Here is a 17,600-nt window from a genome sequence, read left to right as displayed (position 1 = left end):
AGCCATATTTTAAAAAGTGAAGATGACACATGACTTCATCTTTTTATTTATGCATTTAAAGAAAACACACTTTCAAAAAACAATACGTCATTATGTTTCTCATTCACCAATTTTCTCAGATATATCTCATATTTCCATCCCCATTTCATAACGACAGCAGATATAATATCAAGTTTATCGGATACAGCCCTCATTGTGCCTGAGTAGCATCTTTGTCTTTGCCAATTTCTAATATTGTAAATCCTCTCCTCTTAATATAATTCCCCAAATTATATTGACTCCTTTCTTAAATGATTATCCACTTGCCAATCTTACATATAATAGACAAAGGAATGCTTTTTATGGATTCATCATAAAATCCTTGAAAATATTTCAGCACCCTAAATTAAAAAATATCTTTATAAATCAAAATATTATAAATAGTATAATAATCACTCTGAAATACGCGTTTTGAAACGATAACGTACAAGCCTTCAGACTTTTCAAAAAAACGAAAGAAGTCCAACCTAAAAGCATATTAAAGATATGCAAAGTCACACTCTCGTAAAAATGCTATAACACAAAATGAATAGATAATGAGAAAAAGCCACAAGTATAACTTGTAGCTTTTTGAAAGATTAATCAAAAACAGAAATAATACTAGAAATGATAACGCAATCCACCTGAAAAACTCGTTCCAGAAAAACCAGCTTTCGTTAGTTTGTGCTGATAAACCAAATCGCCGTAAAGCGCAAAATTTTGAGATAATTGGGCATTAAAACCTAATCCAGTTTCTAACGAAGAACCAAAAGCACCTAGCTGAAAAGCATCTTTAAAATGCACAAATTGTTTTCCTTCAAAACCATGAGCAAGATGAAGCTTGCCATAGAAAGAAACAACCTGAGCCTCATCAGTAGCAACCAGCCTCTTTGTTAAACGCCCTCCAACACGCCCTACCCACTGATGAAGTTTTCCTAAATCAATATCAAAGCCGTCCACATCACGCACCTTATTAAATTGAAGATATTGATAAACAACCTGAACTTGCGGATCAAAAACAAAACCGTCCTCCCCCACCATAAACGTTTTACCAGCAGTCAATGAAGCACTTAAAGGGAAACCCTTTAATGTTGCCGTCTTGCCCCGTGCAGTTGTTAGAACATCACCTTTAAACAAGCCGTAAGACACAAGACCATCAACGTAAAAACCTGCATCATGCTGCATACCACCATATGCCGTAACTGACCATTTATCAAATGTACTTTTTTGACTCTGCTCAACATTCAAAGGTTGCAAAGAAAATCTCTCGTAAGCCCCGATAACTCCAAAAGAAGTGGAACCATACATATTTTCGATTGCTTTCAGCAAAACACCTGCCTCTAGTGCATTATAATCAAACTCGCCGCCATAACCATATTCAAGCGTGGAAAGGTTTGAAGTATAACGATGATTGCCGCCATAACCGCTCACAAAAAAGAGAGGATTTTCACGACTTTCTAATAAGCCCCCAGAAGTAATTCGCAAAGCTTCTAACCGCTTATTTTGATTGTTAACATTCATCAAACCAATATGACGTAAGGCATTAGGCAAAAGGAGATAAGTCGGAACCTGCGGAACAACAGCCTTAACGCCCGGCTTAGGACGAGGATGAGGCTCCGGAGCTGGTTCTGGAGAAGGTTCTGGTCCCGGAATTGGCTTAGGAGCAGGATCTGGTTTAGGTTGAACATCAGAATCTATAGACCTACTTTCAAGGCGGAAATCCCAAAAATCTCCACTCCCTTCAACTAATCTCTGATCCATACTTGCTTTTCCAAACTCAGATTCTGGACCATAACTATAAAGCTTATACTGATAAGGTAATTCGTTTAAGGCTACATAACCACCTTCCAACTGAAAAGAATCTTGCTTTGCTTGTCCAGAAACCTGAATGATTGAAATACCTTCAGCATTCCCCCCCTTTCCCGTATATCCTCCTGGACTTCCTGCAACTCCATGCACTTGGAGCTTTGTTTTTCCCGAAACATCACCATGAATTAAAACACGATCCGTCTTTTGATGATTAAGAGCACCACCACTATTCAGATATGTATTAAGGGAAATAGAGGCACCATCCCGTACTCTATAAACTTCACCCTTTCCCTTTCCAATACGAAGGGTTTGATAATCATCAACAGAAGAAGATTCGTGTCTTTTAAAATTAATAGAGCTCTCATCCATAAGACTCACGAGTGAAATAGAAGAATCATGTGCAGCCTCGTGTTGATCTTTTTGCAACGGTTGTTGTAAAATCCATTTAGAACGGCCTCCCAAATAAAGCTCAGCATTAGAGTCTTTATCAACGTGTGTGCGACCCTCAAGAGTAGAAGCATCCGCCAAAACTGTTATAGAAGCACCTTCCTCAGCTTTTAATAAAAAATTCCCTGAACGAAGAGTGCTGTGTACCAACCCCACCGCACCAGAAATCATGTTTTTACCATAAAGAGCCGCATCGTCTAAAACAGAAAACTCTGTTTTATCCAAATTAACAACTTCTAATCGTGGTGGAACTTTTTCTTCCTCTGATGAAATTTCTTCTTTTTTATCCCCACCTTCACTCCATGGCTTCTCTCCCCGAAAATAGATACCATAAGATCCCTTACCATTTACGGTAACAGAAGAGGATTTCATATTAACTTCAGTCACAGGAATCTTTGAATCAGAATCCTCATTTGATAAATCTTTAACTTCCTGAAGAGGAATAGAATTGACTATATTTTCTAATAATATGCCATGGATACCCCCACCAGTACTAACAATATTACCCTCTAAATTAACAGCCCCCCCTAAATCCATATGCACAACCGCACGATCCTTACCTTTATCACCCTTCCCAGTAATTTTAACATTCTCGAGATTTACTTTTCCACCTAACATCGAAGAAATCCCATGGCTGTTCATAAAATCAACTGATCCACCTGACATCCAAATTTCTGAATGATCATAACTTAAAAGACTTGCATTCCCATTAGCTGTCTTAATTTCTGTATCCTCTAAAAGAACAAACGAATTCTCTGTTGCATCAACACCCTCATGACTTTCCTTAATTTTTCCATTTTTTACCTCAATCACTCCATCACTCGCACGAAGGGCTATAACTGTATTTTTGATAATCGGATCTTCCAAAACAATCTTACCGTTCTCTAATACATGCACCCCCACTAGAAAAGTTTTATCAGCAACTTGACTACTAACCGTTACATCCTCCCCACTAACCCTTGTGCCTATTCCTTTTACCGTTATAGCAGTAGGATCATCAGGATAATTGGAAACGTTCTTATTTGTAATCCTATAAGATTTATTATCAATTTTGGATTCCCTGCAATTATCGCATATATAATACAACCCATCATAGTAATAAAACCCACGCTTTATACCTCTTTCATCAAAGCCTGCATCTTTAACAGAGTTATCTATATGACCATTATTCGATCCCTCCATTCCACTCAACCCACGATAATCACTTCCCCCACGAATACCCTCATCGTTATTGCCAACAGGAATCATATTAGGAGGATAATAATTCTGCCCACTCTCTCCACTAAAGGGAGGCTTATACGCATTACTCCCACTAAGATGAGGACCAGAAGTAACACTAATACCGTTAATCGGAGTAACAGTTATAACATAAGGTTTACCGACCTCCTCTGTAGCGGCATACACTTCTCTTCCATTTTGAAGCAAAGAGAGGATAGCTGTTGTACAAGCACATAAACATACATGATTTCTAAAAACTTTAATCATAGTTCCCTCGAAACTTTCCTTCCCCTCTCATTAAAAACAAAAGCACTTACAAAACACCCCATTGCACACCTCAAAAATACGAAAAGTGTAACAAAAGAACATGCCTCATGCTCATCTGAACTGTGTAATGAATTATCCCAATAAATTTGGCAAAAGCTCTACGCCAAAACCACCTATAAGAGAACAATTACAGAAACACACTTTATGAGTGTATAATGCATTCTGTATTTCGTGTAAAGAAAAAATAAAACCAGTGCGTGCAATTAATTAAAAACACAATCAAACCTTGTGAACTTTAAAAATTAATCCACAAGGAGATGAATGAAACAATGATTTAAATCCGTAAAAAACAAACTCTCAAAAACGAGCTTTAGAAAACATCAAATATTATATTAGATAATATCAATACAGTACCAAAAAGGATAACGTAACGCATACCGGTCTGCTGAACGCTTAAAAAGCCGATAAAAGCGAAGCACTCTATCGCATCAGTAGCAGCATAAATTTTAAGAAAATTCGCTTTAGCGGAGAAAAGTGCTCTCATACACAAAACAAACTATGTTTTTTTTGCTCAATCAAGAAGACGAAAATCTTTTAAAGACAACACAAGTTGTTACAAAGAAAAAAGGCAGCACAATGTGCTGCCTTTTCTAAAAAGGTACATAGTGTACCTTATATTAAAACTGATAACGTACTCCTCCGGAAAAACTTGTTCCCGAAAAACCAGCCTTATTAAGCTTATGTTGATAGAGAATATCAGCATGCAGAGAGAACTGTGGCAACAATTTGGCATTAAAACCTAATCCAGCCTCTATAGAGGAACCAAAAGCTCCTAACTTGAAAGCATCATTGAAATGCACAGACTGTTTTCCTTCAAAACCATGAGCAAGATAAAGCTTACCATAGAAAGCAATAGCATTCACGCCTTCAGAACCTGTAGGAATCTTGGTTAAGCGTCCACCAACACGTGCTACCCACTGATTAAGGTTACCCATTTCAATATCAAAATTGTCGATATCACGGGCTTTATTAAACTGGAGATGTTGATACACAACCTGAACCTGCGGATCAAAGACAAAGCCCTTATATCCTGTCATAATTGTCTGACCACCAGCTAAAGAAACACTCAAAGGATTACCTTTTAATGTTGCTGTTTTACCGCGTGCAAGGGTGAGAACATCACCTTTGAACAGACCATAGGATAAAAGACCGTCGACATAGAAGCCAACATTATGCTGCATGCTACCATATACCGTAGCAGTCCATTTATCAAATGCACTCTTCTGACTGTACTCAACATTCACAGGCTGCAGAGAAAGTTTTCCATAAGTTCCCATAACGCCAAAGGATATAGCACTGTCAGCATTTTCAATAGTTTGCAGCAAAACACCTGCCTCTACACCATTATAACTAAGATCACCTCCGTAACCATATTCAAGTGCGGACAGATCTGAAGCATAACGGTAATTTCCACCATAGCCGCGCAAGTATAAAGCGGGATTTTCACGAACCTCTACCATTCCTGTAGAAGTCATCCGCAACGTCTCCAATTGCTTATTTTGATTGCTAATATCCATTAAACCAGCGTGGAATACACTATTAGGCAAGCTGAGATAAGTTGGAACCTGTGGAACAACAGACCTTACAAATTGTTCAGGAAGGGCAGCAGATCCAACAGACTTAACATACTGATTTTCTAAACGGAAATTCCAAAATTCTCCACCATCCTTAACAAATTTCTGCTGAACATGCTCCTGTTTCGAAGTCGCTTCTGGAGCATAAGCACGAAGGGTGTATTTGTAAGGTGAGTTTCTCAGTGCAACATAATTGCCATCGAGTTGGAAAGAGTCTTTCTTCGCTTGACCATAGACCTGAATAATTGAAACAGTATGAGCAATCTTGGCATTCGCTTTACCATCTCCTACATTGCCCGCATCACCTCGTACATGTATTTTTGTTTTTCCAGAAACATCACCATGAATGACAAGCCGATCAGTGACTTGCTGATCACTCGGATCACGAGGATTTAAACGTGCATTGAGATGAATTACAGCATTACCCTGTGCCGCATAAACAGTTCCTTTCCCATTTCCAATATGGAGAGTCTGATATTTTCCTTCAGATTCCGAAGGTGCAAAATCAATAGCACTATTTACAAGACTTACAGAAGAAATGCATGAATCCGCACATCCTGAATCTAGAGTCCCCAAATTCCTCTGTGCACTTCTTTTTAGAATCCACTGTGAATTATTAACCAAGTCTAATTTTGCATAAGAATTTTTATCAACGCGAACACCGCCTGTAACAATAGAATTATCAACTGAAACCAATATGTTCGAATCATTCTCAGCTTTTAATAACAAGTCACCAGCAAGAGTTGTTTTATTTTCTAATGAAACACGACCACCAGAATTATTACCATAGATAGCTATACCATTTGCAACTTCAAAATCAGTTTTTTTCAACGAAACTGTCCCTGTTATGCCTATAGGCGTTTTTTCCTGTTTGGACACAGTACTCCGCTTAACAACATTTGTTTTCTCAGTTGTTAAATCCTGACTTCGATTTTGTTGACTCGCTTCCTTCTGTGTTCCCCCATCAAAATATATACCGTAGACTCCGTCACCTTCCACTTTAACAGCAGAAGACTCGATATTTACGTGATTCATAGTAGGACGAACGTCAGAGGATCTCCTTCTCCTAGAAGAACCCGTCTCAACAGCATCACCACTCTTCATAACCCACACAGCATGGGCATCAGTAACAACATTTCCGTTCTTAAAATCAACAGAAGCATTATCACTCACCAGAAAAGCTGCACGCTCTAAATTCTCTGCTGAATCTAACTTATTCTGCGCTTTTTTCGCAGTAATGCTAACTTTGTCTAACTTAACGCTGCCTCCAGATTCCGACCTTACTGCCACTCCTCTTTCAATAGCAATCTTTCCAGTGTCCATGGTTACCTCACCAGCCTGACTCACCAGACCAGCTGCAGCAAAATTCCCCGTCACGTTAATTTTTGTATCCTTTAAGTTAACAGACGATCCAGAACCTGCCAAAGCACCCACATAAAGCGCATCTACTGTTCCACCAATCATCTTAACTTTTCCGCCACTTTTAGCTTCAAGCCCAATTACAGAAAATTGAATTGTTGAGTTTTTATCCAAAACAATCTCTGCTTTTTCTTCTGCAAGCACAGCACTCACAAACTTTGATGGCGTAACACCAAAATTACTTCCTTTATCAGATTCTGCTCCAACAATAGTGGCAGTTTCTAACTTAACAACTGTATTACTCTTTGCATGCATAGAATGCTGAGTATCACCACGCGCCTTCAGTGTTTGTCCTGTTATCGTGTGTAATTTTCCATCGGCACAAGAATAAGCAACTTGCAATCTCTCCGCACCATTTTTCCCCATATCTCCACTACATTGAGAAGAACCACCTTCCTGCTTTATACCATTGGTTGATGTAACAGTATATACAACCCCAGGGTTTTGCGATTCAGATCTAAGTGTATTGGCTCCGCCAGTAGAAAGTAGAACACGCCCTACAGGTTTATCTCCCATCTCCTTAGATGCAGGCTTCTCTTGCTTAGACGCAGTAGAATTAACTAAGAAAGAAGAAGCCTTAGGCTTTCCAGTTTTTCCAGAAGTAGTAGGTTCTATAGTCTCTGAACTTCCTAACAAAGAAGACTGAGGAGCAGAAGGCTCAGCAGGAAGAACATCTAACGTAGAAGATGAAGTACCTTCTTCAGTTCCAGCGACTGACGAAATTCCAGCCAAAAGACCTAACTCCACATCAGAATCGCCTGTGTCAGACCTTCCAAGTCCAGAACTCTCCGGCGTAAAAGATTGAGGAGCAGAAGATATAACAGCCTGAGACGGAATTAATCCAACCTCTGTAATATCACTATTCACATCAACTGTATCAGTATCACTGTGGATCACTGTAGCATTTTCTACTTCATTCTGACTATCTGTTCCATTAGGAGAAGCAATAAGAGAAGTATCTTCACTTCCATCAACAGTCTCCTCAGTTGTCAAAACTCTTAGTGAAGCAGATGGAGTATGTCCTTCTGATTCAAAAGTTGTAACAGGATTTCCAACAGATACATCAGCCTCTTCTACATCAGATCTCCCAAGTGTTTCAGGATTCCCTGGCAAAACAGAAGCAGTAACTTGATCAGGTACTAATGAAGAATCTAATCCTGAAGAACTATTTACCCCAGACACAGTGCCTGCATCTTCAGATGACGAAACATCAAAAACAACAGGTCGCACAAAAGGTGTCTTAGGACTAATACGATTACGAGGTCCATGAGCTATACTTTGCCGCCTCTCACCATTTTCTAATTTACTTTCTAAGCTGAAAGTCCACACTACCTCAGGTCTATTTTCAGGTTTTCTTGGTCTACTGGAATATCTTATTGGACCAGAAGCACTATATTGCATTGGACCAGAAGCCCTAAGAACATATTGATAAGGTGATCCCTGCAATGTAACATATTCATTAGCAAGTTTAAAAGAATCTTCTTCTGCTTCTCCATAAACTTGAATAATTTGAAGAGAGGCAGGTTTTTTTCTATTTTCCTCCCGTCGATCTTGATTTTGTACACCTTGACGCTGAACTTTCGCTCCATTTTCTAATTGGCTATTTAAAGTGGTGATGACAGAAGTATCATTTACATACACCTTCGTTGTTCCAGAAACATCACCATGAATCAAAAGCTTATCAGACACAAGCTTAACATTATCTAAATTATCAGAAACAAAATTCACATTAACATAAAGCCTAGCATCTCCCTGAGCACGTAACCCACTACCTAGAGTGTTTTCATCTCGTCTATTTCCAATTTGCAGTGTTTGATAACCTTCATCTTCACTTCTTGGAGGCAAAAATACAATATTACTATCTGAAAGATCTACAAACGAAAGCTTTGAATCTATATGATTTGTATTTCTCTCCGATTGTTTATGATGAATACTTTTTGTTAAATACAATCCTGAATGAGACAAATAAAGTGCAGCATTTGCATTCTCATCAACACGAGCTTCACCTATAATTGAAGATTTATGAGCATGCACTAACAGTTTAGAATGAGCTTCAGCTTTTAAAAATAGATCACCCGAAAGAACACTACCCTCTCCTAAAATAACAGCACCATTTAAATCACCACCATAAATAGCTACACCGTCTGGAATTCTAAGAGTAGCTTTTTTTAAAAGAACCATCGGCATGCTCTCATTATCGTCGTAACTTCTTACGGTTACTTCTTCACCTGATTCTTTTTCATCTTCTGAAGATACCGTATTAAAATATATGCCATAAGAATCTTTCCCGGTTATTTGAATAGTTGATTCTTTAATATCAGCTTTAATCTTAAAATAATTTTTATTCTCCCTATCACCCGTAATACTTTGCATATATTGCAAAGCATTGCTATTACCTACAGTCCATTTTAGAGTAGAGAGAACATCTTCAGAAGCATCATCCATAACGTGATAAACATCATAGAGTGCATTCATTTCAAGCATATCATCTTTTGTATAAATAGAATCACCATTATCATTACGATCACCATTAGCATCAATAACAAAACGACTCGCCAAAACACCAGCTCCGAAAGCACGATCATCCATTGCACCGACTAAAAACTCGTCAATACCAGGAGTAACCCACAAAACAACTGCATCAGAACTCTCAACTTTTCCTTTATTAAAAGAAATAGAACCCCCATCTGACAAGAAAATAAGATTTGGAGATTCTGTAGAATCAACAGAAGCAACACTATTTCGCCCGCTTATCCCCTTTTTAATATTAATCTTAACCTCATCTAATTTTACAACCCCTTTATACCCTGCTACAACTCCCACCGCCCCTTTATCAAGATTAATCGACCCAGATTGCATCATAATTCCAGATCTACCAGAACTGTTCAACCCAACCCCAACTGCATAAAAATTCACTCCATCTAGAAAAACAAATGACGCAAAATCAGTAGAAGCTCCTATCTGACTATAATAGATCCCCCCACCTTTCATATGAATCCTTCCTTCGTTTTGTGCATCAACCCCGACTATAAATTCCTTAATACTTGAATTTTCTAGCTTAACTTTTGAATTAAGCGTTGCTAATACCCCCGCCCCCATTTTTGCATTAAGATAACCATTAAAATTGTTAGAATCATCATTTTCATTAGAACTCAAAATAACATTACCTTCTGGAAAAGCCTTCCCCCTAATAGACACTTTCTCTAACTCAACAGTTGTCCCTCGAACTAAATACAAGACTTCTTTATCACCTGCGGTATACACGTCTTTCTGAGTAACCTGTCCTGTTGCATGCATAGCATTATCGCCAAATTTCAACACACCAATAGTACTTCTCTTTAGTGTATGAGACCCCCCATCAGAACAGATCACAGAGTTAAGGGTCTTAAAACTCCCATCAGAACATGAATTTGCACCAGAAGCAGGAGTATTAGTACCGGAGACACCACCAACACCACCAGGGACACCGCCACCACTAACGCCACCAGGAACACCGCCAACGCCAACACCACCAGGGACACCGCCAACGCCAACACCACCAGGGACACCGCCAACGCCAACACCACCAGGGACACCGCCAACGCCAACACCACCAGGGACACCGCCAACGCCACCAGGGACACCGCCAGGAACACCAGCGCCACCAAGTCCACCAGCGCCACCACCAGGGACAGCACCAGGGACAGCACCAGGGACAGCACCAGGGACAGCACCAGGGACAGCACCAGGGACAGCACCAGGGACACCAGCGCCACCACCATCCCCTTGGCTAGCGACTTGTGGCGAAGGAGGTGCAGGTAATTCAACTACTTTAGGTGCAGGAGATTTTGATGAACTTCTAAAAGATGGCACCAGAGATGATAATCCACTTAGATTTGGCAATGAAATTGAAGGCAGTGAAAACCAACTACTCCCCATAGAAACATCTACACCTTGTAAAAAGAAGAAAGCACTTGTTGTCAGTGCGTACAAACGTGTACGCTTTTTAAATACATTGATCATATGTCAAACTTTCTAAATAATGTTGCAAAAACACTAGAATTAAGTGAAAATGAGGTAAGTGAACGATTTGTAACATATATCAGTCAACTTTACAACATAGTGTTATTTATTTACGCTTCATTTTGTGCATAAAAATACCAAAGTTAAGTTTTTAAGTGCACAAACCCTTGTAATATTAGATAAAAGGATAAAATCACGATGATAAAATATATGAAATGGATGACTTCTGTTTTACTGGTTGCAATTAGTTTTGCAACGATTTTGTGGACGCATACGAGTATTGCAAATACGAGTACCCAGACAAATATAACAATTGATCATGTTTCAGGCACGACTTCTGTTCCCACTTCTCCGCAAAAGGTTGTTGTGTTTGATCTTGCCTCGCTAGATAATATGAATCGCCTTGGTATCCAAGCAGTTATCGGCCTTCCTGAAGGAAAAAAACCTTCCTATCTGCAACAATTTGACGATGCAAAATATGAAAGAATTGGAACCGTTTTTGAGCCAGATTATGAAAAAATTGCCACTCTTCAACCCGATTTGATTATTATTTCCTCCAGAACTCAAGCAAAATATAAAGACTTATCCAAAATAGCCCCAACAATTGATCTAACCGTAGAAAACGAAAATTCTCTTGAAGATATAAAACGAAATGTGTCTATCCTTGGAAAAATTTTTGGTAAAACACAAGAAGCAGAAAAAGAAATTGCAAAAATCAATGAAGCTTTTGCTGAAGTCCGTAAAAATACCCAAGGAAAAGGCACCGGGCTCATACTCATGACCTCTGGTGGAAAAATCAGTGCTTTCGGACCAAAATCACGTTTCGATATTTTTCACTCCGCTTTTGGAATTGCCCCTGCAACCGATAAACTTACCGTGCAAAAACATGGACAACTCATTTCTCCTGAATTCATTCTTGAAACCAATCCTGATTGGTTGTTAGTGATTGATCGCGATGCAGCCATTGGACGGGAAGGACAATCCGCAGCACAATTGCTCAACAATGAGCTTGTTCACCGCACAACAGCAAGCAAACAAAACCAAATTATTTATTTGGACTCTTGGAGTTGGTATCGTGCAAATGGCGGTTTAACGGCACTCATTGAAACCGCACAGCAGATCAATGAAGCCTTTACAAAGAGCAAATAAGCGCACGAAAGAGCTTGCTTGCTATATAAATAAAATTTAAAAGCAGAGGTTGTTTATTAAGCAGTCTTTGCTTTTTGTAGATTTTGTTAGAAAATGATTTAACGTGAAGAATTACTGGATAACCATAACACTTCTAATTTTCCTGTCTATCCTCAGCATTTTTGTTGGTTATTCTGATGTCACACCTTCTAACCTTTTCGCAGCCGATCCCCATGCGTGGCTTATTTTTTGGCAAACACGTCTTCCTCGTACCATTGCAATCCTTTTAGTAGGCGCAGCACTTGCACTTTCAGGCATGATTATGCAACTATTAACACGCAATCGCTTTGTCGAGCCATCAACCACTGGAACCATTGAATCTGCTTCCCTTGGCATTCTTTTTATTATGATTTTTTGGCCCGATATTCCTGTTTTAGGAAAAATGGTCGTTGCGACAATTTTTGCCATGGTAGGCACTTTACTTTTTATGTTTTTATTGCGACGCATTCCTCTAAAATCTGCTCTCATTGTACCCCTTACAGGGATTATGCTAAGCTATATTATTGGCTCTTTAACCAATGCCATTGCAGATTATGAAATGTTACTTCCTTCTCTTCAAGCTTACTTATTTGGCAGTTTTTCGATGGTTCTTGAAGGAAAATATGAACTCTTATGGCTATCTCTTCCCCTTTGTATTCTGGCCTATTGTACTGCTGATCGCTTTACGGTTGCAAGTTTGGGAGAAGATTTAACCAATAACCTTGGATTGAATTATCGTGTTGTCATGTTTTTTGGTCTTTTTATTGTCGCCTCAATCACTGCTGTTGTTGTGTGTACCATTGGCCGTATTCCTTTTGTTGGGTTGATTATTCCAAATATTGTTTCAAGTTTCATGGGAGATAATATGCGCTATACCGCTCCTTGGGTGGCCATCAGCGGTGCAGGATTGGTCTTGATTTGTGATCTTTTAGGACGAATCATTCATCCCTCTCTTGAAATTCCCATCAGCACCATAATGGGTGTAATCGGTAGTTTTATTTTTATGATACTGCTTTTACGCTGGAGAAAGCGTCTTGGATAGAAGAAGAAAAACAATATGTGTACTAACAACACTTATCATCATAGCATGCACTGTCATTAGTCTTTACATGACGTGGAACATCAATGTTTATACATGGAAATTTCGTCTTACAAAACTTTCCTCTTTGCTTCTTATTGCCTATGCAATAAGCGTTTCCACGGTTTTATTTCAAACAATCGTTAATAACCGTCTTCTTACTCCTTCAATTATGGGATTTGATCAGCTTTATATTTTAATAAAGACTGCCCTAATGTATTTTGTAGGCTCTCTTTCTTTGCCCTTTTTGAATGAAGAAGGACAGCTCGTTCTTGAAGCCCTCATTCTTATTCTTTTTTCAATAAGCCTTTTTCGCTGGCTCTTTTCAGGAAGCCTAAAAGGACTTCATTTGACGCTTTTAATCGGTGTTGTTTTAGGCGGATTTTTTTTCAGTTTACGGATGTTTATGCAATTGCAACTAAATCCAGACCAAATGATGAATTTAACCGATATTATGTTTGCAAATTTTAATAAATTTAATACACCATTAATAAGCTTTGCCACAATCATTGTCTTCATTGTGAGTCTGATTGGATGGCATTCCCGTCATCTTCTTGATATTTTGGCTTTGGGACGTGAAAATGCCCTCAATCTTGGCGTTAATTACCACAAAAGTGCGACAGCTGTCCTTATTTTTATTTCCATTCTCGTATCCATTTCCACCGCATTGGTAGGCCCCGTCACCTTTTTTGGACTGTTAGTTGCCAACCTTTCCTATGAACTTTCTCCTCAAGCAAAACACAGTATTGTTGTTCCAATTGCAATATTATTGGCTATTATTTGTCTGGTGGGGGGACAATTTATTTTAGAACAAATTTTTCATATGGCAGGGCGTTTAAGTTTTATCATTGAGTTTTGTGGGGGAATTGTTTTCTTAATGTTACTGATGAAGGGAAAACTAAAATGATTGAGATCAATCATCTTTCCAAGGCTTACGGAACACGATTGATTATCGATAATTTATGCCTTCATCTTCCAAAAGGGGGGATTATTTCTCTTATTGGGCCCAATGGTTCGGGAAAGTCAACTCTTTTAATGCTGATAAGACGTCTTTTGCCACACCATAATGGTACAATTCATATCGACGGCTTTGATATTGATAAAATGCCCCACGATATTTTGGCTCAAAAACTCTCAATTCTGCGTCAAGAAAATCCTTTGTCTTTTCGCTTAACCGTGTACGATTTAGTAAGTTTCGGACGCTATCCTTATTCAAAAGGCTGGTATACACATGAAGATAAACAATTTATCGACAGTGCGCTACGCTATCTCGGCTTACAAGATTTACAAGACCGTTTTTTAGATGAGCTTTCTGGCGGTCAGCGTCAACGCGCTTTTATAGCCATGGTTATCTGCCAAGACACTGATTATCTTCTTTTAGATGAACCATTAAACAATCTGGATATGAAACATGCGGTTTCTATGATGAAGCAATTACGCCGCACAGCTGATGAACTGAAAAAAACCATTCTTATTGTTATGCACGATATTAATTTTGCCTCATCTTACTCAGATATGATTGTTGCATTGAAAAATGGGAAAGCGGCCTATTGTGGGACTCCAAAAGAAATTATGCAACCAAAAATTCTTAAAGACATTTATGATGTCGATATTCAAATCAAAACAATTAATGACATCCCTATCGCTCTTTATTATCGATAATCATAAAGATTTTTTGCGCTTGCATGCACTATAGAATCTGCTAGGGATAGTAAAATTGGCTTATTGGGGAATAGTTTAATGGTAGAACAGCGGACTTTGACTTCGTCAATCTTGGTTCGAATCCAAGTTCCCCAGCCAGTATTTAATGATTGTAGCTTGTCATCGGGTTTTGTATAATTTGAAAGCAGGTTTTGCATCAATTTATTTTTTTCAAAGGATCTTCAAAAACTTTCAAGGGTTATTTAAAATCCCTTTAATGCATATTTTCTCTTCCTCTAAAAATTGCAATTTGAGATGATAAGCTCTTGAGCCGGTGCGGATTCTTTGAACCACATGTATAAGATGTGGCAACCCCTTTTATCTTAAATTGGCTAAATATTTTTCGGATCTGAGACACATCATTGAGAGAGAAGAATTTTTCTCTTGCGCAAGCAAAGCAAACATTGTCTGGTAATCTCCTCACAAATAAATCCTTTCCATAGTAATACACGTATATCTGGCTCTGTTTATGGGAAAGCCTTATCTAATAGCTATAAATCTATCTAAAGAGAGAATTCAAAAAAGAAAGCCGAGCCAAATGATATGACGCGGCTTTCAGATATTGATTATAAGATTCAAATGAATCATCCACAATGGAGTAATAAATTCATATATACAAAACGTATCATATTGCAAGTGCTCTATTTAGAAATATGAAAACTTATCAAAAGAAACGTAAATGATCGCTATGATTTTGATATCATTCATTAGCATTATAGAATCTATAAACGCTTGGTAACTTTATCAATCCAATCAAAAGAAAATGCATCTTAAATGAATGTCTTCTCAATAAGGCTTTCATAAGTATCTTTTCATTTTGCACTCAAATGTAACTTCTTTGCAAATTAACCAGCTCAAATTTGAGTTGGCAAAATTAACCAATCCAATTTTGGAGGCGTTATCTTTAGAAGAGCCATCTTTAAACATTATAGCTTTTGACTCAAAATTGAATAAAATCCCATACCTTAGATGTTACAATGGTTTTGAATTTTGCTGCCTCATCTTTTTTTCAATAGGTGCCCCCCAAATTTTGAGAGAGCTCATTTGGTTTCGTATTTTTAAACTGTAACTTTTAAAACGTTTTTTTCTCGCTTGCTTGCGTTATATCATTAAAAGGCTTTCAATTTCATAAGACATAACATTGTGATTTTCATTCTATATTGTGATGATAGTATCTATATAATGCCTGCCTATCATTTACTAACTTTTTAGTAAGCGTTTTTAAAAACGATCTTGTCTTTAAATTCTTTTATGCAATCTTTATGAACTCAATCCATAAACTTATGATAGTTTCAAACGATTATTCCTTTTAAGGTTGCACTCAAATAAAGAGCAAAACACATCCCATTCTTAAACGTATGCAATTTATGTTATCGATAATTCCAAACGACTGAAATTTAAAACAATGTGATTTGTGCTGTGATAAAAACGTATCATAAAATTTATGATACGTTATCAATGATAACCGCTTTTCATTTCATTTGAATGCACCCATGCGTTATAGTATTTGCATCATGATTTGCTTTTTATAGTCTATACATCCATGGCATTCTTATATAAAAAATGATCAATTCAAACATGCATAAAAGTATGGATTCTTAAGTGGATTCATACAAAATAACTGCACTTAATGTATTGATTTTATTAGTTTTTATGTACAATACCTTTTTAACTTCATAAAGATATCAATTTCCTTGTAAAGAATATTCCTCCCATTCCAACAAAAGACTCCACATAAGGCGATGAGGGATAGATTCTATGATTTTACAAGTACTGATCACTGGCCATGCAATAACGTCGACTGATGTCCAAGCCAATGAGACCGTCTGTGGAAACAGACAGGTTGTGGGGCTGAATATAATGGAACAGCACCGAACGGATAAGCCACGCGTCGTAAGTAAGCCTCTTAGCGTACATAGCTTATAGGTTTTGGAAACAGACAATTATTATAATTCAGGTATTATAATTCAGACGATTAAAGATCAGATCTCAAGCTTTTTAATCCAGTGGACAAACACGAATAATATGTCCGTCTGGATCTTTGATTAGGAAGGTACGTCCAAATACATCAGTATACGGTTCCTTCAAAACATTTATCTCAACAGTGGTTTGCCTCTTTCCATTCCGCATAGAGCTTATCTACGTCCTCTCCAGTAGGCAACATAATGCCGATTTCTGAAAAACGAGGTGCATTTTCCTCAGGCGTATCGCCCCCAGACCAGAGAGCAAAGAGAGCATCCCCCGAAGAAGCAAATGCAACATAGCGTGGCGAGGCAAACACAGGTTCTTTCTTGAAGATGAATTTGTAAAAAGCCGTAGAGTACTCTATGTTTGAAACGTATACCAACTGTAGGTTTGGGGTAACAGGATAAGTAGGAATATTACTCATAAATTCTCCATGATTTAGTAGCTGTTGCCTGACAGGCATATACCTATTAGAGAATATTTCAACAAGAGTTTGTGATGCCTCCATTCGCGGAGTGCTCTATTTATATGTTTTTATTCGCTTATTGCTATATGCTAAAATATTGAGACCGCCACTACGGGGATTATAATGATATCCCTATCGCTCTTTATTATCGATAATCTAAAGATTTTTTGCACTTGCCTACACTATAGAATCTGCTAGAAATGGTAAAATTGGCTTATTGGGGAATAGTTTAATGGTAGAACAGCGGACTCTGACTCCGTCAATCTTGGTTCGAATCCAAGTTCCCCAGCCAGTGTAGCTTGCCAGCGGGTTTTGTATGTAGCTTGCCTGTAGCTTGCCAGCAGGTTTTGTATATTTTGCCACTAGGTTTTGTACCAATTTATTTTTTCTCAAAGAGTTTTAAAGATGT

General features: G+C 38.1%; 7 protein-coding genes, 2 tRNA genes and 1 pseudogene. 6 read left to right on the top strand and 4 right to left on the bottom strand.

Annotated elements, in window-relative coordinates:
• Nucleotides 1-639: 639 nt before the first annotated feature.
• On the bottom strand, nt 640-3,759 hold the full coding sequence (locus tag ACFIKX_RS05330; RefSeq protein WP_375629913.1) for an autotransporter outer membrane beta-barrel domain-containing protein: 3,120 nt from the start codon (nt 3,757-3,759) through the stop codon (nt 640-642).
• 677 nt (nt 3,760-4,436) lie between these two features.
• The gene (locus ACFIKX_RS05325; protein ID WP_375661225.1) at nt 4,437-10,814 is read right to left on the bottom strand and encodes an autotransporter outer membrane beta-barrel domain-containing protein; all 6,378 of its coding nucleotides are present in this window, start codon (nt 10,812-10,814) and stop codon (nt 4,437-4,439) included.
• A 198-nt stretch (nt 10,815-11,012) separates the two neighbouring features.
• Between ACFIKX_RS05325 and ACFIKX_RS05320 the strand changes: the two genes are divergently transcribed.
• From ACFIKX_RS05320 to ACFIKX_RS05300, 5 genes are all read left to right on the top strand, one after another.
• Complete coding sequence (locus ACFIKX_RS05320; RefSeq protein WP_375612402.1) at nt 11,013-11,963, top strand: siderophore ABC transporter substrate-binding protein; 951 nt, start codon at nt 11,013-11,015, stop codon at nt 11,961-11,963.
• 103 nt (nt 11,964-12,066) lie between these two features.
• On the top strand, nt 12,067-13,023 hold the full coding sequence (locus tag ACFIKX_RS05315; RefSeq protein ID WP_375613670.1) for an ABC transporter permease: 957 nt from the start codon (nt 12,067-12,069) through the stop codon (nt 13,021-13,023).
• A gap of 67 nt (nt 13,024-13,090) precedes the next feature.
• Complete coding sequence (locus ACFIKX_RS05310) at nt 13,091-13,966, top strand: iron chelate uptake ABC transporter family permease subunit (RefSeq protein ID WP_375629923.1); 876 nt, start codon at nt 13,091-13,093, stop codon at nt 13,964-13,966.
• Nucleotides 13,963-14,721, top strand: a complete 759-nt coding sequence (locus ACFIKX_RS05305) for an ABC transporter ATP-binding protein (RefSeq protein WP_375629926.1) — start codon at nt 13,963-13,965, stop codon at nt 14,719-14,721. Before ACFIKX_RS05310 ends, ACFIKX_RS05305 begins: the two co-directional genes overlap by 4 nt.
• Before the next feature lie 64 nt (nt 14,722-14,785).
• Nucleotides 14,786-14,859 (top strand) — tRNA-Gln (locus ACFIKX_RS05300).
• A gap of 137 nt (nt 14,860-14,996) precedes the next feature.
• Here ACFIKX_RS05300 and ACFIKX_RS05295 read toward each other — a convergent pair.
• Together ACFIKX_RS05295 and ACFIKX_RS05290 are read right to left on the bottom strand one after the other, a co-directional pair.
• Nucleotides 14,997-15,202, bottom strand: a pseudogene (locus ACFIKX_RS05295) (DNA adenine methylase); the annotation flags it as partial.
• 1,656 nt (nt 15,203-16,858) lie between these two features.
• Nucleotides 16,859-17,041 carry a hypothetical protein gene (locus ACFIKX_RS05290; protein ID WP_375629931.1) on the bottom strand — a complete coding sequence of 61 codons (183 nt, stop codon included), beginning with the start codon at nt 17,039-17,041 and terminating at the stop codon, nt 16,859-16,861.
• 368 nt (nt 17,042-17,409) lie between these two features.
• On the opposite strand from ACFIKX_RS05290, the gene ACFIKX_RS05285 reads away from it, so the two are divergent.
• Nucleotides 17,410-17,483 (top strand) — tRNA-Gln (locus ACFIKX_RS05285).
• Nucleotides 17,484-17,600: the final 117 nt, after the last annotated feature.

Source organism: Bartonella sp. CM86QHHN (assembly GCF_042194695.1).
Classification (GTDB): Bacteria; Pseudomonadota; Alphaproteobacteria; order Rhizobiales; family Rhizobiaceae; genus Bartonella.
This window is presented reverse-complemented; position numbering and strand designations above follow the sequence as displayed.

Coding starts and splice junctions, on each gene's coding strand:
- ACFIKX_RS05330 (WP_375629913.1), bottom strand. CDS start 3,759: ATGATTAAAGTTTTTAGAAATCATGTATGTTTATGTGCTTGTACAACA.
- ACFIKX_RS05325 (WP_375661225.1), bottom strand. CDS start 10,814: ATGATCAATGTATTTAAAAAGCGTACACGTTTGTACGCACTGACAACA.
- ACFIKX_RS05320 (WP_375612402.1), top strand. CDS start 11,013: ATGATAAAATATATGAAATGGATGACTTCTGTTTTACTGGTTGCAATT.
- ACFIKX_RS05310 (WP_375629923.1), top strand. CDS start 13,091: ATGACGTGGAACATCAATGTTTATACATGGAAATTTCGTCTTACAAAA.
- ACFIKX_RS05305 (WP_375629926.1), top strand. CDS start 13,963: ATGATTGAGATCAATCATCTTTCCAAGGCTTACGGAACACGATTGATT.